Origin of the sequence: Klebsiella sp. KPN54798 (genome assembly GCF_021184225.1) — a bacterium.
Lineage (GTDB): Bacteria > Pseudomonadota > Gammaproteobacteria > Enterobacterales > Enterobacteriaceae > Klebsiella > Klebsiella pneumoniae.
In genome coordinates this window covers 3,022,356-3,044,006 of record NZ_CP089234.1, presented here as the reverse complement: position 1 = coordinate 3,044,006, position 21,651 = coordinate 3,022,356, and the positions used below count along the sequence as shown (strand labels likewise).

Below are 21,651 nucleotides of genomic sequence, written 5' to 3'. Positions count from 1 at the left end.
AACATTGCAAGATAGCCCATTCTACACTATCTAAATAATTTATAATAAATGTTGCAGGGTAGACGGCAGGATCCCTAATGAGCCAGGTTGCTTCAGCGATTTCGCAAAAAGAAACTCATAAATCAATGCTCTGGCGTTACTCTCTGACCGGGGATCGCGACCTGCGTATCGACTTTATGCGCGGTATTGCTCTTGTGATGATGGTGGTGGCGCATACCGAAGTGATGTCGATATTTAATATTTTCAGCTGGGAACGATTTGGTTTGACCACCGGTGCCGAGGGCTTTGTGATCCTGTCCGGCTTCATGTTAGGGATGCTAAATCGTGTCAGATTACAAAAGGCAGTATTACTGACGGTGAGCTGGGGGCTTTATCTTCGCGCATGGAAAATATATCAGGTTAATATTATTATTATTGTCTCTTTTCTTTTGCTGAGATATTTGCCTTATATTAATGTCTATGAAGTCACTCATTTTACCGACCGCTTTTCCGGGACCAGTTGGTCGCTCTATCCGCTAACCCCGCAAATAAAAGAGACGTGGTTTAACATTATCCTCTATCTGCAGATTGGCCCGCATCAGACGCAGATCCTCGGACTCTATATTTTTTTGTTATTGCTCAGCCCGCTGTTTCTGGGAATGCTGCAAAAGGGTCACGTCTACCCCTTACTGGGCGCCTCGCTGCTGATATACGGCTGCTGGCAACGCTGGCCGATACGGGTCACGCCCTGCGAATTTGAATTCGCCTTTCCCCTGCTGGCCTGGCAATTTATCTTTGTGCTGGGCATGTGCTGCGGCTGGTACAAAGCGGAACTGATCTCTTTCGCCCGCACGCCGCCCGGCAAAGTCGCCGTGGCGGCGCTGGTGTTCATCGCGCTTATCCTTGCGTTTGTCGCCCAGAACCATACCAATCCTTTTATGCCGCCCGCGCTGCTGATGCACGTAATCCCGCCGGCGGATTTTAACGCCTTTTACCATACCTGGGCGGCGAAAAACGGCCTCGGTCCGGTACGGATCCTCAATGATGTCAGTCTGATGGTCACCATTTATCTGCTATTGACCTGGTGCTGGCGCCCCCTTAACCGGCTGGCAGGCTGGTTCCTGATCCCGCTCGGGCAGCGTTCGCTCTACACCTTTATTTTGCATGTTTACATCGTACTCGCCGTAAGCCAGCTGGTTACCTTCGATCTGTGGCGCCAGGCGTGGATAGAGAACACCTTGATTCATGCCGCCGCGCTGGGCGTACTGTGGCTGATGGCCAAATACCGCGTCGCCGCACGCTGGATACCTAACTAAGGAAGGGCAAATGCGGGAGAAATATATGCTGGCCTGCGCGCTATGGTGCGCCATCGCAGGTGCGGAAGGCGCAGAGAAGAACGACGCACAACCGCTGCGTGATAAAAATGGTGAACCGGTGCAGGCCGGCGTGTTTACCAGCCGCTGGGGACGGCTTTTTTCCGGGAATGACAAGGTGTTTTCGGGAGCGCTGAGCTTTAGTTCGGGTTTAAAAGAGCAGTGGATGACCGTCCCCAACAGCTCAGACAGCGCAGAACAGAAGAAAAAATATAATCAGACTCTGAATCTTAGCCTGCAATACTCGCCCTACAGCTTCTGGTTCGCCAACGTGACATCCCGTTTACCGGTGACTGACACCAGCCGCTATACCGCCGATTTTCGCTATAGTTTTGGCTACGACGACTGGCATGCCAACACCTTCAGCCTGGTTTACAGTAACTATGGCGATAACCACTTCTGGACCTCGGGCAGCAAGCGTCACACCTATTTTGAGCAGGGGGCGATTACCCTGGCGTATAAGTTTTCGCTGCCGAAGCCCATGGAGCATGCGCTGTTGATTAACAAAGGCGACGCCATCATGTGCCAGGCAGGCTACAGCTGGGTGCCGCGTTATTACGATCTGGAGAGTAACGATATCCGCAAAAACAAAAATGTGCTGCTTGGGGGGTGTGGATATACCTTTAAACAACATTTTTTTGTGCGCGCCACCGCGTTCTGGTATCCGGACAGTAGTCAGCAGCAGCCGTGGAATGGCGATTATAGTTACAGTTTTGGCTACGCGAGCTATACGCCGGGATCGTTCTCTGTGCAGTATGCCAACTATGCCGGTACCCGCTACCCGAGGCATGACAGCGGCAGCGGCAAGTTTCGTGAAGGCACGATCAGCCTTATCTGGTTCTTGCCGATTTAGGAGGCGCGATGTCGGCACAGCACGTCCTGATTGTTGAAGATTCGCTGGTTTATCGTCGGCTGCTAAGCCGAATGTTGACGCAGTGGGGTTATATCGTTAGTGAGGCGGAAAACGGCGTCGACGCGCTGGCGATCCTGGAAAACCAGCCTGTCAGCCTGGTGATAAGCGACTGGGAGATGCCGGAGATGAATGGCCTGACGCTATGTCGGGAAATTCGCCGTCGCCAGTTTGGTCGCTATGTTTATCTGATATTGCTCACCGCCCGCGAAGACCCTGGCGATTTAACGCAGGGGTTTGAGGCAGGGGCCGATGATTTTCTCAGCAAACCGGTAGAGCAGAGCGAGCTGCGGGCGCGGCTGCACGCCGGGGCGCGGATCCTCTCCCTTGAAGCCGACCTCGCCGCGCGCAATACGCGGCTAAGTGAAGCGCTGCGGCAGATTGAACAGGATCTGGAGCTGGCGGCGCGCATTCAGCAATCGGTTCTCCCGGCTCATCAGCTGTGCTATCAGGGTTTTTTCTCCGACTGGATTTTCCTGCCGTCGGCCTGGGTATCGGGGGATATTTTTAATGTGTTCCCGCTGGGGGAGCATCTCGGATTTTACTGCGTGGATGTCTCCGGACACGGCGTGGGGGCGGCGATGATGTCGCTCGCCGTCGCCCGCCAGTTTTTGCATGGCAGGGCCGTTGAGCGCTTTCTTTTTACGGCAGACAACCAGCCGGCGTCGCCGGCCGAGGTGGTGGCGATCCTCAATGGTCGTTTTTGCAGTGACGAAACAGAGATCGTCAGCTATTTCACGTTGATCTATGGCGTGATCGACCTGCAGACCGGTGCGGGCAAACTCTGTCAGGCCGGGCATCCCACGCCTTTTATCGTTAGCCCGGACGCTACCGTCCGCCCGGTCGGCAGCGGCGGGGCGCCGGTGGGGTTGATAGACCATCTCTCGTGGGCAGATGTCAGTTTTTCGCTGGCGCCGGGAGAGCGGCTGTGCCTGTTCAGCGACGGTATCACCGAATGTGAAAACCGGAGCGGTGAACAGTTTGGCGAGGCGCGCTTGCAAGCGTGGCTGCAGGACAGCGTGACGCAGCCGCTGCCCGCGCTGCTGCCGCGTTTTGCCCGGCACCTGATCCGCTGGCGCAGTGGCGACGCGCAGGAGACCCAGGCGATGGCCGATGATGTTTCACTCTTGATTATTGAACGTACAGGGGACAGTGATGAAAATTGAAACTGAACGGCAGGCCTCGGTGACGATCCTGACGCCGGCGGTGCGTCGGCTGGATGCTTCCGTCGCGGTAGCCTTTAAGGCGGCAATCGCCCAGGAGATAGGCGAAGATAGCACTGATCTGATTGTTGATTTCAGTAAAATCGATTTTATCGACAGCAGCGGTTTGGGAACGCTGGTTTCCCTGATGAAAATGATGAACGGTAAAGGAGAAATGACACTGTGCGCGCTGAACCCCGGCATTCGCAATATGTTTACCCTGACCAGGATGGATCGTATTTTTCGTATTTGCGAGGATCGCACTTCAGCCCTTGCGCAGTTCAATCCGTGACGCGCCCGTGAATAACGTCATGAATTTTCCTGCCCAACTCAGCTCGCTATCAACGCTGGCGGCGTGGCTGGCTCAACAAATGGCGCCGCTGTCCGTCGGGGAGGAGTGGCGCTTCGCGCTCGATCTTGCCGTCTGTGAGACGGCCACCAATATCATTCGCTATGCGTTGCATGAGGATCGGCAACGTGTTTTTCGTGTCGAATTTATCGCAACGGAAGACCGGGTGACGCTGCGCTTTATTGATGCGGGAGAGGTCTTTCCGGCCGAGCGCCTGGCGCTGGCGCGTGGCGATGAGCGCTTCGATGTCGATCCGTTAGCGGAAAGCGGCAGAGGTTTGCGGCTTATTCTGCGCGCGGTGGACTATTTTAATGTGGAAACCCGCGCCGGGGAGAATGTGACGACCCTGATAAAAGCGTTGCCGGATGCCGTTCTTCGCCATTCCACCGACGATCGCGTCAGGTGAAGGAACAGAGCTTGCCCCCAGGTGAATCCCCGGGGGAATTTTCCCGCCCGCGTTCACCCTCTTCATCCGTCTTATGGCTGGGCCTGAGCGGTGGACAGCGCGCCCAGGTGATAAGGGCGAAGAGTATCTAACGTCATCATGGCTGATTTGCAGAAAATGCATTTCGCACCAAAAGGGTTTTTTTCAGTGACGTCAAACTGGGACGTTCTGTACTGGGAGCCATGGCAGCATGGGCATCTAAAATGGATATGTTCGATCATAATGTAAACCTTGTATGGGTGATGTTCTGTTGAAAAGACAATGGTCGTTTTCAGGAAAATTAACGCGGCTGATTTTAGTTGGTGGTAAGCCGGGTTTTGTGTCAGATGGCGGACTTTTTAAGGAGTCGACAAGGATCTGACAGGGCCTGTTTACAGAAAAAGCAAACTACTAACGGGACTGCTCAAAGGAAGGTGGTATCAGGGATAACGCCTGGAGATGAGAACACGTACTTAGATAATAACTTTTCGTCTGGTAAATCGACTTAACGATTAACGCACGAGCCGCAAATAATAGCAAACATTATTTTAGCCTTCCGGATGCCTGCTGCGCCAGGGGCGCCTTCATCAGCACCGTCACCCAGTCGATAAATACCTGTACCCGGGCAGAGAGCTGCCGGCTGCTGGGGTAGAGCAGGGAGAGCGGCAGCGGCGCAGGGCGAAAATCAGCCAGCACCTCCGTTAATACTCCGGATGCCAGATCGGCCTCAAGGCGGGATAAGGGTGCCTGATACAGGCCAAAGCCAAGCCTTGACGCTTCGGCGCCGACGTCGGCATCGGAGGTCAGCAGCCGACAGGGCAAACTGACCTCGGTCTGGCGACCATCCAGGGTAAAAGTCAGCGGCAAGGTACGGTGCGTGCGCGCTGAAACAAAACCGATCGCCACGTGTCCCGCCAGCCCGTCAATCGTATGCGGGGTGCCGTACCGGGCGAGGTAGGCCGGGCTGGCGCAGGTGATCTCCTGTAGCCTGGCGAGCGGCCGGCAAATCATCTCGCTGTCGGGAAGATGGCCGCCGCGAATGACGCAATCCACCCCTTCGCGGACCAGATCGACGTCGCGCTCGCTTTCGCCTATCTGTAACGTAATGGCCGGATAGCGGGCGAGAAACTGCGGCAGCGCGGGCAGCAGCAGGGTTCGCGCCAGATTGCCCGCCACGTCCACCCGGATGGTGCCGGAGATGCTCCCCCCGGCGCTGCGGTTGGCCTCCTCCAGGGCCGCCAGGATGGACACGCAGCGCTGATAATACAGCGAGCCCTCCGCCGTCGGCTGCACGTGCCGGGTGGTGCGCTGCAGCAGGCGCGCCCCAAGGCTAGCCTCCAGCGCCTTAATGGCTGCAGTCGCCACCGGCCGGGAAAAACCCAGATCCGCGGCGGCGGCGCTGAACGAACCCCGTTCGACGATGCGCACGAACAGGGTCAGGGTATCCAGTTTATCCATGGCATTGTTCCAGCTGGCAAAACAATCCTGTCGCGCCATGCGGTCTTATCGTCGGCATTCAGAGGCCTATAATCGCTCATGTTTTCAGCAGAGATAAAAGGGGGAAACATGAACAATAGCGCAAAAATCGCCCTGGTGACAGGCGGCAGCCGCGGCCTGGGGCGCGCAACCGTTGAAGCGCTGGCTCAGCGCGGCGTGAACGTGGTATTGACCTACAACGCGCATTTTGCCGAGGCGAACGATGTGGTCGCGCGGGTTGAAGCTCAGGGCTCGCGGGCGATCGCGCTGCCCTTCAGCGCCGGCGAAACCGACACCTTTGACGGGTTTGTCAGCGCCTTTCAGGAGGCGCTGACGGAGCTGGGGGCCGATCGGTTTCATTACCTGGTTAATAATGCCGGCAATGCCAGCGGCATGGGGTTTCTGAATGCTACCGAATCGGAGTTCGATGCGCTTTATCGCATCCATGTGAAGGGGGTTTTTTTCCTCAGCCAAAAATTATTGCCGCTGCTGGCGGATGGCGGGCGAATTGTGAATATCTCGTCCGGACTGACCCGTATCGTGATGGCGAACCGGGCGCCCTATGCGATCATGAAATCCGCGGTGGAAACCCTGACCCGTTATATGGCGTTTGAGCTGGGCGGCCGCGGGATCACGGTGAACTGCGTAGCGCCGGGCGCCATCGCCACGGATTTCAGCGGCGGGGTGGTGCGGGATAACCCGCAGGTCGCTCAGGCGGTAGCGAACATGACGGCGCTGGGCCGACCTGGCCTGCCAGAGGATATCGGGCCGATGATCGCCTCGCTGTTATCCGATGATCATCGCTGGGTGAATGCCCAGCGCATTGAGGTTTCCGGGGGAATGCGCATCTGAGCGAAGAAAACCGGGGCTGTTTTCATCCGTAGTCAATCGATATGTCAGTGGATGCCGATATAGCGCGACGCTGTGGAGAGATAAGGAAATTATGATCTGCCGCGTTGCTCGTTAAATATTAGTGATTGACCTTATTGCCTGAATGCGCAAGATTATTGTTGAATAAACAATCAATATGCTAAATATATTTAATGCACGTATGAAAGGATTTAAGATATGGATTTTGAAAATGAATTGACCAGTAAGATCCTTGATCCCATTCACGGCACTATTCGTTTGACGACACTCGAGATTGCCTTTATCAATCACCCCCTTTTCCAGCGCTTACGCAACATTAAACAGAACTCTTTTTTATATAAGGTGTTTCCCTCTGCGGTGCACAGCCGCTTCGAACACTCTCTCGGGGTGCTGCATTTATCAAGTGAAATACTCAATAATTTACGCCTGAATGCGATACGGTATCAAAAGAAATATGATGATGGCCATGTGTTTGGTCATATCGATCAGATACCAAAACACAACATTCAGGAGTTGAGACTCGCTGCCCTGATGCATGACATCGGGCACGGGCCGGTATCCCACCAGTTTGAGAGTTTTATGCCTGGTAAGCACGAATTCTCCGATGTTCTCCCCACAGCCTACCATTCAATCATTGATGTATTAAGCAAGCCAGAACAGAAAGTTGAACATGAACAGCTTTCGCTGTTGTTCAGCCTGATGATTTACCATGATCTGAGAAAACAAGGTAAGGTCGATGACGAAATAAATATCGAAAATGTGTTAAAAATCATCGAAAAAAGATACGGTGACCAACAGATCATTGAGGAAATTAATGGAAAGGCAACAGATATCCTGCCGTTAATGACCTCGATCATCTCTTCCTGTCCGATCGATGCCGACCGGATGGATTACTTGCTCAGAGATGGCTATTTCTCCGGCGTCAAGTGTGGCATCTACGATTACAATCGCTTGTTTATGTCAATTGTCCCGGTCGAGGAACAGGGAAAATTGTACCTTGCTTACAAAGAGAGTGGGATTGATTCGATCGCTGAGTTTATTGGGGCGCGCTCCAGCCTTTTCTCGCAGGTGTATTACCATAAAACAAACCGCGCCTTTGCGACGATGTTGAGCACATTATGTGAGATTATGCAAAGCAAGGATCCACAAAATGTCATTATCGCTGACGTTACCGACCGTATCGTTGACCATAGCGATGAAAGCTTCATCGACGCGCTGAAGGATTTTTATTTGGCGTGCAGTGATGATTATTTTTTGAATGACAAGGTTGGTGAATGGATAGATATCAGCGATACCGAGGCGGTTAATAAAAAAATACTTGATGACATTATTAACCGACACCCATGGTCGAAGGTCTATGAGGCCAAACACTCTGTGTATAAAGCTAACATCGCTGACAAGGAAAATAAGGCGTGGAAGAGTCAACTCACCGGGTTATTGACTTCTGTATTACAGCCTCATTTCAAACCACATGAATTTGCCGTTGATATTGTCTCCGACTGCGCCTTTAAAGACCTGGATAAAACCGAAGTTAAGCTTTTGGTGAAAGATCTTAAGAACCGCTACGAAATAAAACCGTTAATTGAATGTGGTGATAAGTTAAATCAGTATCAAATCATCAAATATTGCATTCGGGTATTTGTTGACCGCGATATCAAAGAACGCGTAACTCCTGAAATAATCTATAAAATCAATGAAATAGTGGTCAAGCAGATCGCGTTGCTGAATTGATGATGCCCGTCAGGGCAGCGATAAATTTTTCAGGGGCTGGTTTTTTAACCGGCCCCTGAAGATAAGCGGTAAATCGTGGCGCATCCCCGCCATCGGTATAACTTACAACAGCGCGTTTACCCGAGACTAAACACCGCGCTGAGGCATAGATTCCCGCAGGGGAGCGGGTGGCTCAACAAAAACGCCGGCTCAGTATGGTTATTCCGCCAGCAGGGCGGCGAATTTCGCCAGCCACTGTGGATGAGCCGGCCAGGCGGGGGCGGTAACCAGGTTACCGTCCACATGCGCCTGGTCGATACCAATATCCGCATAGTGCCCGCCGCTCAAACGCACTTCCGGGGCGCAGGCGGGATAGGCGCTGCAGGTGCGGCCCTGCAGAATACCGGCGGCGGCCAGCAGCTGCGGGCCGTGGCAGACGGCGGCGATAGGTTTACGCGCGGCGTCGAATGCCTGTACCAGTTTAATAACCTCCTCGTTCAGGCGCAGATACTCCGGCGCCCGGCCGCCGGGGATCACTAGCGCATCGTAGTTCTCGGCCTTTACTGCGGCGAAGTCAGCGTTCAGCGTGAAGCGATGGCCCGGCTTTTCGCTATAAGTCTGGGCGCCGTCAAAGTCATGGATTGCGGTCATGACATAGTCGCCAGCGGTTTTATCCGGGCAGACGGCATCGACCTGGTGGCCAATCATCTGCAGTGCCTGAAAAGGAACCATCGTTTCGTAATCTTCGGCATAATCGCCGACCAGCATTAGGATTTTCTTGCTCATCTTTGTGTCTCGTTGTGGGCGAAAGGTGTCTTAGATATAGCCTGGCGACTTGCAGAATGCGAACCGTTCAGGATGCCGACGACGGTGTCGTGTGCGTCTTGTAACCGGGCTCATGTTTTTTTGCTAACGACAACTTTGTTCGACATCGCGCTGTGGCTCGTTATCCGCAAAAAATCGGTTTGTGGGGAGTAAGGGGAGCAGAAGAATATTGTTACCGTTTAGATTTCGCGCCTGCACTATTAAGCGTCCGCCGCGAAGGGGCAATCGGATGGAAGCCAGATATTTTCCCTCTGAGTAATTTATTGCGTTGTTACGCTAAATTTGCATAATGAGCGAATTATATTGCCCCGGTCGTCTCTATGGTTTCCTTTATTCATCCGCTTAATGTTTTAGCCCGCCTTATAGTATCCATTGCAAACATTCCTTTGGTGCATTATTTATTGAATTTATCATTGACGGCTGTTACACATTTTAAATATTGATATTCATGGTGCTTTTATTTTCGTGGTGAAAGGGGGTGTTTATGAATAAATATAATTATTAGGTGGTTAAGTTGATCGTTAATCCATTTTTGCTTTATCATCGTCACGTTTCACATCAATATATCTTCAATAATTATTTCTTAAGGAAAGGAACTGCTATGGCTGATACGTTCCAGAATGAAGTCCCCAGGGCGCGCATTAATCTCAAATTATCTCTTCATACCGGCGGCGCGCAAAAGAAGGTCGAACTGCCGCTCAAACTGCTTACCATTGGCGATTTTAGTCATGGTAAGGAAAACCGGCCTTTATCGGAAAGAGAAAAAATCAACGTCAATAAAAATAATTTTAACAGCGTACTTTCGGAATTTAGCCCGGAAGTTAACCTCTCGGTGCCGAATACGCTGGCCGGCAATGGCGAAGAGGAGAACGTCAGACTGCGTTTTACCGACATCAAAGATTTTGAACCGGAGCAGGTTGCCCGGCAAATTCCGCAACTCCGCGCCATGCTGGCGATGCGTAATTTATTACGCGATCTCAAATCCAATCTGCTCGATAACGCCACTTTCAGAAAAGAGCTTGAGGCAATCCTGAAAGATCCGGCGCTGTCCCAGGAATTACGCGACGAAATGAGTGCGCTTGCCCCGAAATAAGTGCGGGGCAAGTCTGTTAATGGATTAACCGGGAAAATGCTAATGTCTGTTACCACAGAAAACGCCCCTGTTCAGGGGCAAACCACGCTGCAGGAAAACAGCGCGGGCGAGGGCGTTTACGCCTCGCTGTTTGAAAAAATTAATCTCACCCCGGCGTCTCGCCTCGGGGATATCAACGACTTTCTGGACGATGCCGCGCTCTCCGAGGCGCCGGCGGCGGAACGTCTCACCGCGGCGATGCAGGTGTTTATGGAACGCATCCGTCAGTCCGGCCAGCGGGTGGAAAAGCTCGACAAAACGCTGATCGACCACCATATCGCCGAGCTGGATTTCCAGATAAGCCGTCAGCTGGACGCGGTGATGCACCATCAGGAGTTTCAGCAGGTCGAATCCCTGTGGCGCGGCCTCAAACAGCTGGTGGACAACACCGACTATCGGCAGAACGTCAAAACGGAGATCCTCGACGTCGCCAAAGACGATCTGCGCCAGGACTTTGAGGACGCGCCGGAGCTTATCCAGAGCGGCCTCTACTGGCACACCTATACCGCGGAGTATGACACTCCCGGCGGCGAGCCGATCGGCTCGGTGATCTCGGCCTATGAGTTCGACGCCAGCCCGCAGGATGTGGCGCTGCTGCGCAATATCTCCCGCGTCTCTGCGGCCGCCCATATGCCGTTTATCGGCGCCGTCGGCCCGGCCTTCTTCCTGAAAGAGACCATGGAAGAGGTGGCTGCCATTAAGGATATCGGCAACTACTTCGATCGTGCGGAATATATCCGCTGGAAGGCGTTTCGCGAAACTGACGATGCCCGCTACATCGGTCTGGTGATGCCGCGCGTGCTGGGTCGTCTGCCGTACGGTCCGGACACCGTGCCGGTGCGCAGCTTCAACTATGTCGAGCAGGTGAAGGGCCCGGACCACGAAAAGTATCTCTGGACCAGCGCGGCGTTCTCCTTCGCTTCCAATATGGTGAAGAGCTTTGTCAATAACGGCTGGTGCGTGCAAATTCGCGGTCCGCAGGCCGGCGGCGCGGTGAAAGATCTGCCCATCCATCTGTACGATCTGGGCACCGGCAACCAGGTGAAAATTCCTTCCGAGGTGATGATCCCGGAAACGCGGGAGTTTGAGTTCGCCAGCCTGGGCTTTATCCCGCTGTCGTACTACAAAAATCGCGATTACGCCTGCTTCTTCTCGGCCAACTCCGCGCAGAAACCGGCGCTGTACGATACCGCCGACGCCACCGCCAACAGCCGTATCAACGCGCGTCTGCCTTATATCTTCCTGCTGTCGCGCATCGCGCACTACCTGAAGATGATCCAGCGCGAGAATATCGGCACCACCAAGGACCGGCGTCTGCTGGAGCTGGAGCTGAACACCTGGGTGCGGAGCCTGGTGACCGAAATGACCGACCCCGGCGACGAGCTGCAGGCCTCCCATCCGCTGCGCGATGCCAGCGTGGTGGTGGAAGATATCGAGGATAACCCGGGCTTCTTCCGCGTGAAGCTGTACGCGGTGCCGCACTTCCAGGTCGAGGGGATGGACGTCAATCTGTCGCTGGTTAGCCAGATGCCAAAGGCGAAGGCGTAGGTTCGGACGATGATGAAAACGGAACGTCCGTTGTGGGGCCGGGGCATTATGGTGTCGCCTCAGCATTTTCAACAGCAGGCTGCGTATGCAGCCTGGACTGCGGAAGTGATTGCCCGGATGGGTCTTAACCACCCCTGGGGAGTGGTTGAGGCGACCTTCGAACCAGAGATGCTCAAACTGGGCCGCCTGCAGGCTCACAGGCTGCAGGTCCGGTTCCAGGATGGCACGATGATTGATACGGACAATGCCGATGCGCTGCCGTCCGCGCTGTCGCTGGACGGCGCGTCCGGCGAGGCGGTGATCGTGCTGGCGCTGCCCCTGATGCAGGCGAATGGCGGCAACTGTCTGAAGCCGGAGGAGGTGGCCGAAAGGCCGGTGCGCTTCCGCCAGCGCTGGCGCGATGTCCGCAACCAGTTTGGGGATGATACCCGGCAGATTGCCGTCATACAGCCGGAGCTGATCCTCCGCTTCGCCCACCAGGACAACAGCGATTACCTGACCTGTCCGCTTGTTCGCCTGCAGCGGGACTCGCAGGGGGCCTGGCTTATCGACGAGACGTTTCTCCCGCCGCTGCTGCAGATCCAGGGCAGCCGCTGGCTGGCGACGCAGCTTGAACAGCTGCTCGTCCAGCTCCGGGCTCGTCTGACGCGCCTGATGGCCATGCGTCGCGAAAGCAATGAACGGATGGCTGATTTTGCCGTGGCTGATGTCTCTCTGTTCTGGTTGCTGAATGCGCTGAACAGCGCCGAGCCGGTGCTGGGGTACTTTCTGCGTTACCGGCAAAGCCCGCCGGAACGCCTCTACCCGGAGCTGGCGCGCCTGGCTGGTAGCCTGCTGACCTTTTCGCTCACCCATCAGGCGAATGCCGTCCCGATCTATCAGCATGACCAGCTGAACGCGGTTTTTCCGCCGCTGTTTGATTTACTGAGCGACCTGCTGGAGGCGAGCCTGCCATCGCGGGTGGTGGCGATTGCGCTGGAGCATGATGTCCGGCTGCACTTCTGGCAGGCGCGTCTGCACGATGCCCGGCTGCGGGAAGGGCTGATTACTACCTGTCGGTTCGTTCGTCGGTACCGGTCGCCCAACTGCAGGAGCAGTTTCCGCGCCAGTGCAAAGTGGGCAGTCCGGATCATGTCAAAGCCATCGTCAACTCCTCGCGGACAGGGGTGCCCTCACGCCATTGCGTCATGTGCCGGCGGCGATCCCGCTGCGTCTGGAAAATCAGTATTTCAGCCTCGATGTGTCCCACCCTCTGGCAACGGAAATGCTGCAGAGCGGCACCTGTATGTTTTACGTCCCGGGGATGCTCGGTGAGCCTGAACTTGAACTTTTTGCGGTACTACGAACGTGAATGAGCCTAAACGCGGCAACGCCGCGTCCATTGATATTGATGCGCTGCTGCAGAACACCTGGCTGCAGGTTATCAGCCTGCGCCACGGCCCGCAGTTCCGCGATGAGGAAGGGTACACGCTATGGCAGCGCTGTATTGCTGATGTCGAGCGCGTGCAACATGAGCTGAAGGCGAGCGGGCTTGATGACGCCAGCTGTCAGCATATTCTCACCGCCCAGTGCGCGCTGCTCGATGAAGCAGTGAAAGGTCGCGGCGTGGAGGATGAGGCCTGCCTGCAGTGGTATGACATTCCGCTGCAGGGGCACTTCCTCGGCACCATGGACGCCGGCGACACCCTGTGCGAGCGGATGCGTGATGTGTTGCGTGAACCGGCGCCCAACCTGGCCGTGGTCACCTGTTTTCAGCGGGTGATGCTGCTGGGTTTTATTGGCAGCTTTCGCTCCCTCCACGACCCGAGCGCCTGAAGCTGGTCAACGCGCTCGGTGAGCGTGTTCCTCCTTTTCAGTGCCCGGCTACCGCTCCCGTACTGGTAGAGAGTCGCGCCGGTCTGGGGATAAGCGGCTGGCTGGCCCCATGGCCGGTACGTATTGGCCTGAGCGTGGTGGTGGTACTCGCCCTGTGGTGGGGCTCAACCACTGGCTCGATCACCTGCTGCTGACCTTGTTACCGGGGAGGTGAAATGAGCCCGCGCAGCAGCGTGGGCTGGCGCTGTGGGCCAGTCTGCTGAGTGCGCTGGTGTGCCTGCTATTTTTGCCGGTTCCCCGCTGGGGGGCGTGGCTCATTCTGCTGGTCACGCTGGCCCTGATCATCGGGATCTGGCGCATCGCCAGTCGTCGTACCGGACGTAACGTCGCATCAACCCTGGCCCCTCTCCCGGAGGGCGCTTATCGCCAGCCGGTGGTCCTCGTTTGCGGCGACCTGCCGTGTGTCTGGCCGCCAGCGTCACCGGTGCGAGTCGTCAAACAGGGCTGCTGGATCCGCGTGGAAAAGACGGAGGATCTGCAGCAGGTCGCGCGCCAGGTATTGAGCCAGCGGCCGGAATGGGGGCCTCAGCTGTCGGTGCTGCTCTGCGTCTGCCCGCAGCGGCATGCGCAAAGCGATGCGCTGACCAGCGCTCTGCTGGCCCTGCGCTGGCAACTCAGCCAGCTGCGTCAGCAGACGGGGTATGCCGTACCGCTGGCGCTGCAGGGGCAGGTGGGCAGCGCGATGAGTCGCGACCTGTTGTGGCAGGCGGCGATACCGGGTGAAGCGGTGAAAGTCTGGCAGCCCTCCTGCGCCCCCTGTTCCGTACCGGCCTGGGTAAGCGCCGGCGGGGCGGCCGCGCTGGAGCAGCAGGTGCTGATGAACAGCCTGATGGGCTGGTTTGAACAGCACGTCCATGCCGTGTTGACGGAAGAGAATACCGACCTGCCACCTCTGCCCCCTGCGGCCGTGCTGTGGGGCCTCGGGCCCTCGCTGCCTGGAAGTCTGGCATCGTCGGCCTGGACGACGTGGTTATCCCGACATAGCGGCCTGTCGCGGGTAGCTGGCTGGCAGCCTGGCGAGAGCGACACCGGGGACGCTTCAGCTTTGCCGGAATTCATCCTGCCGCAGTTACCGGCGGGACGGGGACTCACGCCACGAGGCTGGGCCTGGCGCGCGGCGCTCGCGATTTTCACCCTCGCGGCTGTCGCCGCGCTGCTCAGCAGTGGCTGGAACAATCGACAACTGCTGCAGCGCGTGGGCGTCGATATTGCCCGTTATGAGCGGATTGCGATGGATGATTATCGACCAAAAGCCAGCGCTGTCAGGGTGCTGCGTGAAGATGCCGCGCTGCTCGATAGCTGGGCGCGTAACGGCGTCCCGCTGCGCCTGAGTCTGGGCTTGTATCACGGGGAGCAGATTCGCCTGCCGTTGCTGGAGGCGATTCGCGGTTACGTGCCGCCTCCGCCTCCGCCCAGGCCGGTGCAGCACGTCGCGCCGGATGTCATCCGCCTTGACAGCATGTCGCTATTCGATACCGGGAAATGGGTACTGAAGCCTGGTTCGACAAAGCGGCTGGTCAGCTCGCTGATGGACATTAAGGCCAGGCCCGGGTGGCTGATCGTGGTGGCGGGTCACACCGACAGCGTGGGTGAGGAAAAAGCCAACCAGCTATTGTCGCTGAAACGTGCCGAATCGGTCCGCGACTGGATGCGCGATACCGGCGACGTGCCGGACAGCTGCTTTGCCGTTCAGGGCTATGGCGAAAGCCGACCAATTGCAACAAACGATACGCCGGAAGGCCGTGCGCTGAACCGTCGTGTCGAAATCAGTCTGGTGCCGCAGGTAGACGCCTGCCGGTTACCGGACCAACCCTCTGCGTCATCCCAGGATGATGGCGCTTCACTACACAATGGAGAGTAATTCCATGGCAATTCCTGTTTATCTTTGGCTGAAAGACGACGGCGGCGCGGACATTAAAGGGTCTGTCGACGTTCAGGATCGTGAAGGCAGTATCGAAGTGGTGGCCCAGGAGCATAACCTGTACATCCCGACCGATAACAACACCGGCAAACTGACCGGCACGCGTATTCATACGCCGTTCCTGTTCACCAAGGAGATCGACTCCTCCAGCCCCTACCTGTACAAGGCGGTGACCACCGGCCAGACCCTGAAATCCGCCGAGTTCAAGTGGTACCGAATCAACGATGCCGGCCAGGAAGTGGAGTATTTCAATACCAAACTTGAGAACGTCAAGGTGGTGAAAGTGAATCCCCTGATGCACGACATCAAAAACCCCGCCTACGAGAAGCACAACCATCTGGAACAGATTGAGCTGCGCTACGAGAAGATCACCTGGACCTATAAAGACGGCAACATCATTCACTCCGATAGCTGGAACGAACGCGCCACCGCGTAATTGCCGTCATATTTCGCGCCGCTGGCGCGCAGGCGACGTTCGCTCATCCCGGCCGCATCGTTATCTCTGCGGCCGGGGATTATTGCGGGCGATCGCCTGATGCGGGCAGCGTTTCTCTGCCCGCCGTTTTTTGCTGAGCGCCTGAGATACGGGTTCTCAGCAAAGAAAAACACAATCTGTCTGCCTGACCTTGTGCGCTTGGGGTTCCTGTTCAGGAACAGCGACGGGCGGTAGCGTGTCCGGAAACAATAAGAGAGGATCTCATGGAAAATCCAGCCAGCCTGTTACGCCGTCTTAATCCCTGCTGTGCCCGCGCAATGGAGGGGGCGGCCTCCCTGTGCCAGACCCGGGCGCATGCCGAGATCCTGCCCGAGCACTGGCTGCTCAAGCTGCTGGAACAGGGGGAAGGCGATCTGACGGTGCTGGCGCGGCGCTATGAATGGGATATGGATGCGCTGTGGCAGGATCTGCTGAGCTGGCTGGATAAACAGCCGCGCTCGGTACGTCATCGTCCCCAGCTCTCTCACCATACCCTGAGGCTGATGCAGGAGGCCTGGCTGATTGCCTCTCTCAGCGGCGAAGCGCAGATCCGCAGTGTTCACCTGCTGATGGCGCTGGTTGAAAAACAGAATCTGATCCAGTGCGATGGCCTGTGGCCGCTGTTAACGCTGGGCCAGCGTCAGCTGGAACGCCTGCGCCCCTTGCTGGATGCCCAGTCCGACGAACGTCCGCCAGCGCAGCAGGAAGCGGCGCTTGCGCAGCCCCATGGCGGGGACGTGGAATTTGTGGGGCGTCCCGCGGGCAGCGAACTGAATGCGGATGGGCTCAACCCGGCGCTGCAGAACGCGCTGGACAAATTCACTCTCGACGTCACCGCCAAAGCCAGAGACGGCCTGATTGACCCGGTGTTCGGACGTGACACGGAAATCCGCCAGATGGTGGATATTCTCTCCCGTCGACGTAAAAACAACCCGATCCTCGTCGGTGAGCCGGGCGTGGGCAAGACCGCTCTGGTGGAAGGCCTGGCGCTGTGCATTGCCGAAGGCAACGTCCCCGACGCGCTGAAGCCGGTGTCGGTGCGCACCCTCGACCTCGGTCTGCTGCAGGCCGGCGCCGGGGTCAAAGGCGAGTTCGAGCAGCGGCTGAAAAATATCATTGAGGCGGTACAGCAGTCGCCTTCGCCGGTGCTGCTGTTTATCGACGAGGCGCACACGATCATCGGCGCGGGTAATCAGGCGGGCGGCGCGGATGCCGCCAACCTGTTGAAGCCGGCTCTGGCCCGGGGCGAGCTGCGGACCATCGCCGCCACCACCTGGAGTGAATACAAGCAGTACTTCGAGCGCGACGCCGCGCTGGAGCGCCGCTTTCAGATGGTCAAGGTGGATGAGCCGGACGACGACACCGCCTGCCTGATGCTGCGCGGCCTGAAGTCCCGCTATGCCGACCACCACGGCGTGCATATCACGGATGATGCGGTGCGCGCCGCCGTGACGCTGTCACGACGCTATCTCACCGGTCGCCAGCTGCCGGACAAGGCAGTGGATTTACTCGACACCGCTTCCGCCCGCCTGCGTATGAGTTTGGATACCGTGCCTGAGCCGCTGACCCGCATGAAGGCGCAGCTCACCGCGCTGGCGATGGAGAAGCAGGCGCTGCTGGAAGATATTGCGCTGGGCAACAGCGCCCGCGGCGATCGGCTGGCGGCCATTGAGCAGGAGGAGATCCGCCTTATTCTGGCGCTGGATACCCTTGAAACTCAGTATGGTCAGGAGCTGCAGCTGACGGAAGCGCTGCTCGCCTGCCGCCGCGATATCTCCCGCCAGGCGGAAATTAGCGATCTACAAACCGCGCTTATCGCCGTCCAGCAGGGCAATCCGCTGCTCGGGCTGGACGTCGACGTCCGCACCGTGGCGACGGTGATTGCCGACTGGACCGGCGTGCCGCTCTCCTCGCTAATGAAAGATGAGCAGACGGAGCTGCTGAGTCTGGAAGAGAGTCTCGGCAAACGGGTGGTTGGCCAGGAGGCGGCCCTGAGCGCTATTGCCCGGCGCCTGCGCGCCGCGAAAACCGGCCTGACGCCGGAGAACGGTCCGCAAGGGGTGTTCCTGCTGGTCGGGCCGAGCGGCACCGGCAAAACGGAAACGGCGCTCGCCCTGGCCGATGCGCTGTTCGGCGGCGAGAAAGCGCTGATCACCATCAATCTCTCCGAGTACCAGGAGCCGCACACCGTCAGCCAGCTGAAGGGTTCTCCGCCCGGCTACGTCGGCTACGGCCAGGGCGGGATCCTGACCGAGGCGGTGCGCAAACGCCCCTACAGCGTGGTGCTGCTCGATGAGGTGGAAAAGGCCCATCGCGATGTGATGAACCTGTTCTACCAGGTCTTCGACCGGGGGGTAATGCGCGACGGCGAGGGGCGTGAAATCGACTTTCGCAACACCGTGATCCTGATGACCGCCAACCTCGGAAGCGACCTCCTGATGCAGTTGCTGGATGAACAGCCGGAGGCCAGCGAATCAGACCTGCACGAGCTGCTGCGCCCGGTGCTGCGCGGCCACTTCCAGCCGGCGCTGCTGGCCCGCTTCCAGACGGTGATTTACCGTCCGCTGCCGGCGGGAGCGCTGCGCGCCATTGTCGGCATGAAGCTCGGGCAGGTAAGTCAGCGTCTGGCTTGCCATTACGGAATCACCACCACCCTCAGCGAGAGCCTGTTCGACGCGCTGACCGAGGCCTGCCTGCTGCCGGATACCGGCGCCCGTAACGTCGACAGTCTGCTCAATCAGCAGATCCTGCCGGCACTGAGTCAGCAGCTATTGAGCCATATGGCGGCGGGGCAGAAACCGCGCCAGGTGACGCTGGGGTATCACGAAGAGGAAGGCGTCGTGATGGCGTTTGACGAGGGGACAATATCCGATGAGTAGCGTGAAATCGTTGTTGTTCAGCCATAACCACCACCTGCTTTCGGTGAAGGGATGTGAAGCCGGGCTTGATGTGCTGGCCTTCGAGGGCGATGAAGCCCTGAGCCAGCCGTTCCGCTACCGTATTGAATTCACCAGCGCAGACCATGCCATCAGCAAAGAGATGATGCTGATGAAGGCAGCCTCCCTGACGCTGCAGGCGCCGGTGGCTCAGGGCTTCGGCATCAATGTTCAGCAACCCGTGCGGGTGATCCAGGGCGTGGTGACGGGGTTTGAACGGCTCAGTACCTCCAGGGATGAAACGCACTACGCGCTGACGCTTCAGCCGCGCCTGGCGCTGCTTAACCGCTCGCACCAGAACGCCATTTACCAGGACCAGTCCGTTCCGCAGATTGTGGAAAAAATCCTCCGCGAGCGCCACGGCCTGCGCGGTCAGGATTTTCTGTTCTCGCTGACAAAAACGTATCCGCGACGCGAGCAGGTGATGCAGTACGGCGAGGATGACCTGCGCTTTATCACCCGGCTGCTGGGTGAGGTGGGGATCTGGTTTCGGTTTACCGCCGACACGCGGCTGCACATCGACGTCGCTGAGTTCTGCGACAGTCAGCAGGGCTATGAGAAGGGGCTGACGTTGCCTTCGGTCCCGCCGTCAGGGCAGCAGTCGGCCGGGGTGGACGCGGTGTGGGAGATGGCATGTCGCCACCGCGTCGTGGAGCAGCAGGTCAGTACCCGCGACTACAACTACCGCGAGGCGACGGCGGACATGAACGCGCAGGTGGATGTCACCCGCGGGGAGACCACTACCTTTGGTGAGGCTTACCACTGGGGAGATAACTACCTGACCGCGGGGAATGTCCATGACCGCCATCCGGCGCCGGAGTCCGGGGCGTTTTACGCCCGGCTTCGGCATGAGCGTTATCTTAACGGCCAGACCCGGATGCAGGCCACCACCAGCTGCCCGACGCTCTGCCCGGGACAGGTGCTGAAGGTCACCGGCGGAGAGGAGGTGGCCGGGGAGTTTGCTGATGGCGTGCTCGTCACGGCGATGCACAGCCACGCCCGGCGCGATGCCGACTTTGCGGTGGAGTTTGCCGGCATACCGGACAGCCCGGACGTCGGCTACCGGCCTGAGCCCGGCGCGCGTCCGGTGATGGCCGGGACGCTGCCGGCCCGCGTGACCAGCACCCGGGAAAACGACACCTACGGGCATATCGACAAACACGGACGCTACCGGGTGAATATGCTGTTTGACCGGGCGCGCTGGGAAACCGGTTTCGAGAGCCTGTGGGTCCGCCAGTCGCGGCCGTATGCCGGAGACACCTACGGCCTGCACCTGCCGCTGCTGGCCGGGACGGAGGTGGCGATTGGCTTTGAGGATGGTAACCCTGACCGGCCGTATATCGCGGGCGTGCTGCACGACTCGGCGCACGGCGACCACGTCACCATCCGCAATGACAAACGTAACGTCCTGCGCACCCCGGCCAACAACAAAATCCGCCTCGACGATGAGCGCGGAAAAGAGCATATCAAGGTCTCGACGGAGTACGGCGGTAAGAGCCAGCTGAACCTCGGCCATCTCGTGGATGCTGAAAAGCAGCCGCGCGGCGAAGGCTTTGAGCTGAGAACCGACAGCTGGGGCGCTATCCGGGCACAGAAAGGGATATTTATCAGCGCGGACGGACAGGTGCAGGCTCAGGGGCAGGTGCTGGATATGGAGCCGGCGGTCAGCAATCTGGCCGAAGCCCGGGAGCAGATGATGTCCATCTCCGGTGACGCGCAGAAGGCGACCGCGAACCCGGCCGATCTCCAGGCGCAAATTACCCTGCTGGAGCAGCAGCTGACAGACCTCAAAAAATCGGTACTGCTGGTCAGCGCGCCGGAGGGGATAGCGCTGACCAGCGGGGAGCACCTGCAGGTCTCAGCCGGGCATAACCTGATTGCCACAGCCGGAAAGAATGCAGACGTCAGCGTGGTGAAAAATCTGTTCATCGGGGTGGGCAGTGCGCTGAGCGTGTTTGTGCGAAAGCTTGGGATCAGGCTGATAGCGAATCAGGGACCGGTACAGATGCAGGCGCAGAATGACCTGATGGCGCTGCTTGCCCGGAAGGAAATCAGCATTGTCAGCACGGAGGATGAAATCAAAATCATCGCGAAGAAGAAGCTGACCCTGAATGGTGGGGGGAGTTATATCAGACTTGATGCAAATGCGATTGAATCTGCTACTGCAGGCGAATATCGCACGAAAGCAGGATATTACGGGCGTCAGGAAAGCGCTTCTGAAAAAGTCAAAATGCCTGTATTTCCTGTAATGGAGCCTGGAGAGCACAGTTTACGTTTTGCTTTTCCAGGTGCGGATAGTGTCAGCCAGAGTATGAACTGGCTGATAAATCAGCCGTACAGTATTTCTGATAGCGCTGGAAAAATTCTGTCTACCGGAACAGTAGACACTTCAGGTCGTTTTCCCAAAATAGTACTTCCTGAAAGCGATACATTAAATTTAATCATTGGCCGAGAAACTTGGAGTAAAGAGGAGCTTTCTGTCTCATCAACTGAAGACGACAGTATGGAGGATTTTGAGGATGAAGCACCTGATGCCGATCTTCATTTAAGTGAAATGGGTTTTGAAGATGATAGAACATCAGCATTGACTGAATCAATGATTTCAACTTTATTAAGTTTAACAAAGGATAGTTGATAGTGTTAAGT

16 protein-coding genes and 2 pseudogenes are annotated in these 21,651 nt (G+C 57.3%); 15 read left to right on the top strand and 3 right to left on the bottom strand.

What is annotated here, in order from left to right; translation table 11 throughout:
* Positions 1–77: 77 nt before the first annotated feature.
* Genes opgC through LPQ25_RS14705 form a run of 5 tightly spaced genes read left to right on the top strand, consistent with a single transcriptional unit; the run spans position 78 to position 4,219 of the window.
* Complete coding sequence (opgC, locus tag LPQ25_RS14725; RefSeq protein ID WP_014907735.1) at positions 78–1,295, top strand: OpgC domain-containing protein; 1,218 nt, start codon at positions 78–80, stop codon at positions 1,293–1,295.
* Positions 1,296–1,305: 10 nt separating this feature from the next.
* Entirely contained in the window at positions 1,306–2,205 is a 900-nt protein-coding gene (locus LPQ25_RS14720) for a hypothetical protein (protein ID WP_015874714.1), read from the top strand.
* An 8-nt stretch (positions 2,206–2,213) separates the two neighbouring features.
* Positions 2,214–3,428, top strand: coding sequence for a PP2C family protein-serine/threonine phosphatase (locus LPQ25_RS14715; protein ID WP_014907733.1), 1,215 nt, complete (start codon positions 2,214–2,216; stop codon positions 3,426–3,428).
* Entirely contained in the window at positions 3,418–3,756 is a 339-nt protein-coding gene (locus LPQ25_RS14710; RefSeq protein ID WP_004183770.1) for an STAS domain-containing protein, read from the top strand. The genes LPQ25_RS14715 and LPQ25_RS14710 overlap by 11 nt, the downstream gene beginning before the upstream one ends.
* Before the next feature lie 19 nt (positions 3,757–3,775).
* The gene (locus LPQ25_RS14705; RefSeq protein ID WP_014907732.1) at positions 3,776–4,219 is read left to right on the top strand and encodes an ATP-binding protein; all 444 of its coding nucleotides are present in this window, start codon (positions 3,776–3,778) and stop codon (positions 4,217–4,219) included.
* Between the two features lie 71 nt (positions 4,220–4,290).
* On the opposite strand, the gene ymcF is transcribed toward LPQ25_RS14705, so the two are convergent.
* The gene (gene ymcF / locus LPQ25_RS14700) at positions 4,291–4,479 is read right to left on the bottom strand and encodes a cold shock small protein YmcF (protein WP_004183775.1); all 189 of its coding nucleotides are present in this window, start codon (positions 4,477–4,479) and stop codon (positions 4,291–4,293) included.
* Between the two features lie 301 nt (positions 4,480–4,780).
* Positions 4,781–5,695, bottom strand: a complete 915-nt coding sequence (locus tag LPQ25_RS14695; protein WP_015874717.1) for a LysR family transcriptional regulator — start codon at positions 5,693–5,695, stop codon at positions 4,781–4,783.
* A 108-nt stretch (positions 5,696–5,803) separates the two neighbouring features.
* Between LPQ25_RS14695 and LPQ25_RS14690 the strand changes: the two genes are divergently transcribed.
* Positions 5,804–6,565 (top strand): SDR family NAD(P)-dependent oxidoreductase, encoded by a 762-nt coding sequence (locus tag LPQ25_RS14690; RefSeq protein WP_040146303.1) that lies wholly within the window; start codon positions 5,804–5,806, stop codon positions 6,563–6,565.
* A gap of 216 nt (positions 6,566–6,781) precedes the next feature.
* Positions 6,782–8,314: an HD domain-containing protein gene (locus LPQ25_RS14685; RefSeq protein ID WP_004224331.1), complete on the top strand. Its 1,533-nt coding sequence runs from the start codon at positions 6,782–6,784 to the stop codon at positions 8,312–8,314.
* 198 nt (positions 8,315–8,512) lie between these two features.
* On the opposite strand, the gene LPQ25_RS14680 is transcribed toward LPQ25_RS14685, so the two are convergent.
* On the bottom strand, positions 8,513–9,079 hold the full coding sequence (locus tag LPQ25_RS14680; protein ID WP_014907729.1) for a DJ-1/PfpI family protein: 567 nt from the start codon (positions 9,077–9,079) through the stop codon (positions 8,513–8,515).
* A 640-nt stretch (positions 9,080–9,719) separates the two neighbouring features.
* On the opposite strand from LPQ25_RS14680, the gene tssB reads away from it, so the two are divergent.
* The 8 genes and pseudogenes from tssB to LPQ25_RS14640 all read left to right on the top strand — a co-directional run bounded on the left by tssB (position 9,720) and on the right by LPQ25_RS14640 (position 21,640).
* Positions 9,720–10,211: a type VI secretion system contractile sheath small subunit gene (gene tssB, locus LPQ25_RS14675; protein ID WP_004176434.1), complete on the top strand. Its 492-nt coding sequence runs from the start codon at positions 9,720–9,722 to the stop codon at positions 10,209–10,211.
* Positions 10,212–10,253: 42 nt separating this feature from the next.
* Entirely contained in the window at positions 10,254–11,798 is a 1,545-nt protein-coding gene (gene tssC / locus LPQ25_RS14670) for a type VI secretion system contractile sheath large subunit (RefSeq protein WP_014907727.1), read from the top strand.
* A gap of 9 nt (positions 11,799–11,807) precedes the next feature.
* Positions 11,808–13,149, top strand: a pseudogene (tssK, locus tag LPQ25_RS14665) (type VI secretion system baseplate subunit TssK).
* Positions 13,146–13,827: pseudogene (tssL, locus tag LPQ25_RS14660) on the top strand (type VI secretion system protein TssL, short form). Before tssK ends, tssL begins: the two co-directional pseudogenes overlap by 4 nt.
* A 24-nt stretch (positions 13,828–13,851) precedes the next feature.
* Positions 13,852–15,534 carry an OmpA family protein gene (locus LPQ25_RS14655; protein WP_234599515.1) on the top strand — a complete coding sequence of 561 codons (1,683 nt, stop codon included), beginning with the start codon at positions 13,852–13,854 and terminating at the stop codon, positions 15,532–15,534.
* Between the two features lie 4 nt (positions 15,535–15,538).
* On the top strand, positions 15,539–16,030 hold the full coding sequence (hcp, locus tag LPQ25_RS14650) for a type VI secretion system effector Hcp (RefSeq protein ID WP_002902160.1): 492 nt from the start codon (positions 15,539–15,541) through the stop codon (positions 16,028–16,030).
* 263 nt (positions 16,031–16,293) lie between these two features.
* Positions 16,294–18,948, top strand: coding sequence for a type VI secretion system ATPase TssH (gene tssH / locus LPQ25_RS14645; RefSeq protein ID WP_015874721.1), 2,655 nt, complete (start codon positions 16,294–16,296; stop codon positions 18,946–18,948).
* A gap of 1 nt (position 18,949) precedes the next feature.
* A complete protein-coding gene (locus tag LPQ25_RS14640) occupies positions 18,950–21,640 on the top strand; it encodes a type VI secretion system Vgr family protein (protein ID WP_014907723.1) in 2,691 nt (896 codons plus the stop codon).
* Positions 21,641–21,651 lie beyond the last annotated feature (11 nt).

Excerpts from the sequence above, each read along its gene's own strand:
- opgC (WP_014907735.1), top strand. The coding sequence starts at position 78 with ATGAGCCAGGTTGCTTCAGCGATTTCGCAAAAAGAAACTCATAAATCA.
- LPQ25_RS14720 (WP_015874714.1), top strand. The coding sequence starts at position 1,306 with ATGCGGGAGAAATATATGCTGGCCTGCGCGCTATGGTGCGCCATCGCA.
- LPQ25_RS14715 (WP_014907733.1), top strand. The coding sequence starts at position 2,214 with ATGTCGGCACAGCACGTCCTGATTGTTGAAGATTCGCTGGTTTATCGT.
- LPQ25_RS14710 (WP_004183770.1), top strand. The coding sequence starts at position 3,418 with ATGAAAATTGAAACTGAACGGCAGGCCTCGGTGACGATCCTGACGCCG.
- LPQ25_RS14705 (WP_014907732.1), top strand. The coding sequence starts at position 3,776 with ATGAATTTTCCTGCCCAACTCAGCTCGCTATCAACGCTGGCGGCGTGG.
- ymcF (WP_004183775.1), bottom strand. The coding sequence starts at position 4,479 with ATGATCGAACATATCCATTTTAGATGCCCATGCTGCCATGGCTCCCAG.
- LPQ25_RS14695 (WP_015874717.1), bottom strand. The coding sequence starts at position 5,695 with ATGGATAAACTGGATACCCTGACCCTGTTCGTGCGCATCGTCGAACGG.
- LPQ25_RS14690 (WP_040146303.1), top strand. The coding sequence starts at position 5,804 with ATGAACAATAGCGCAAAAATCGCCCTGGTGACAGGCGGCAGCCGCGGC.
- LPQ25_RS14685 (WP_004224331.1), top strand. The coding sequence starts at position 6,782 with ATGGATTTTGAAAATGAATTGACCAGTAAGATCCTTGATCCCATTCAC.
- LPQ25_RS14680 (WP_014907729.1), bottom strand. The coding sequence starts at position 9,079 with ATGAGCAAGAAAATCCTAATGCTGGTCGGCGATTATGCCGAAGATTAC.
- tssB (WP_004176434.1), top strand. The coding sequence starts at position 9,720 with ATGGCTGATACGTTCCAGAATGAAGTCCCCAGGGCGCGCATTAATCTC.
- tssC (WP_014907727.1), top strand. The coding sequence starts at position 10,254 with ATGTCTGTTACCACAGAAAACGCCCCTGTTCAGGGGCAAACCACGCTG.
- hcp (WP_002902160.1), top strand. The coding sequence starts at position 15,539 with ATGGCAATTCCTGTTTATCTTTGGCTGAAAGACGACGGCGGCGCGGAC.
- tssH (WP_015874721.1), top strand. The coding sequence starts at position 16,294 with ATGGAAAATCCAGCCAGCCTGTTACGCCGTCTTAATCCCTGCTGTGCC.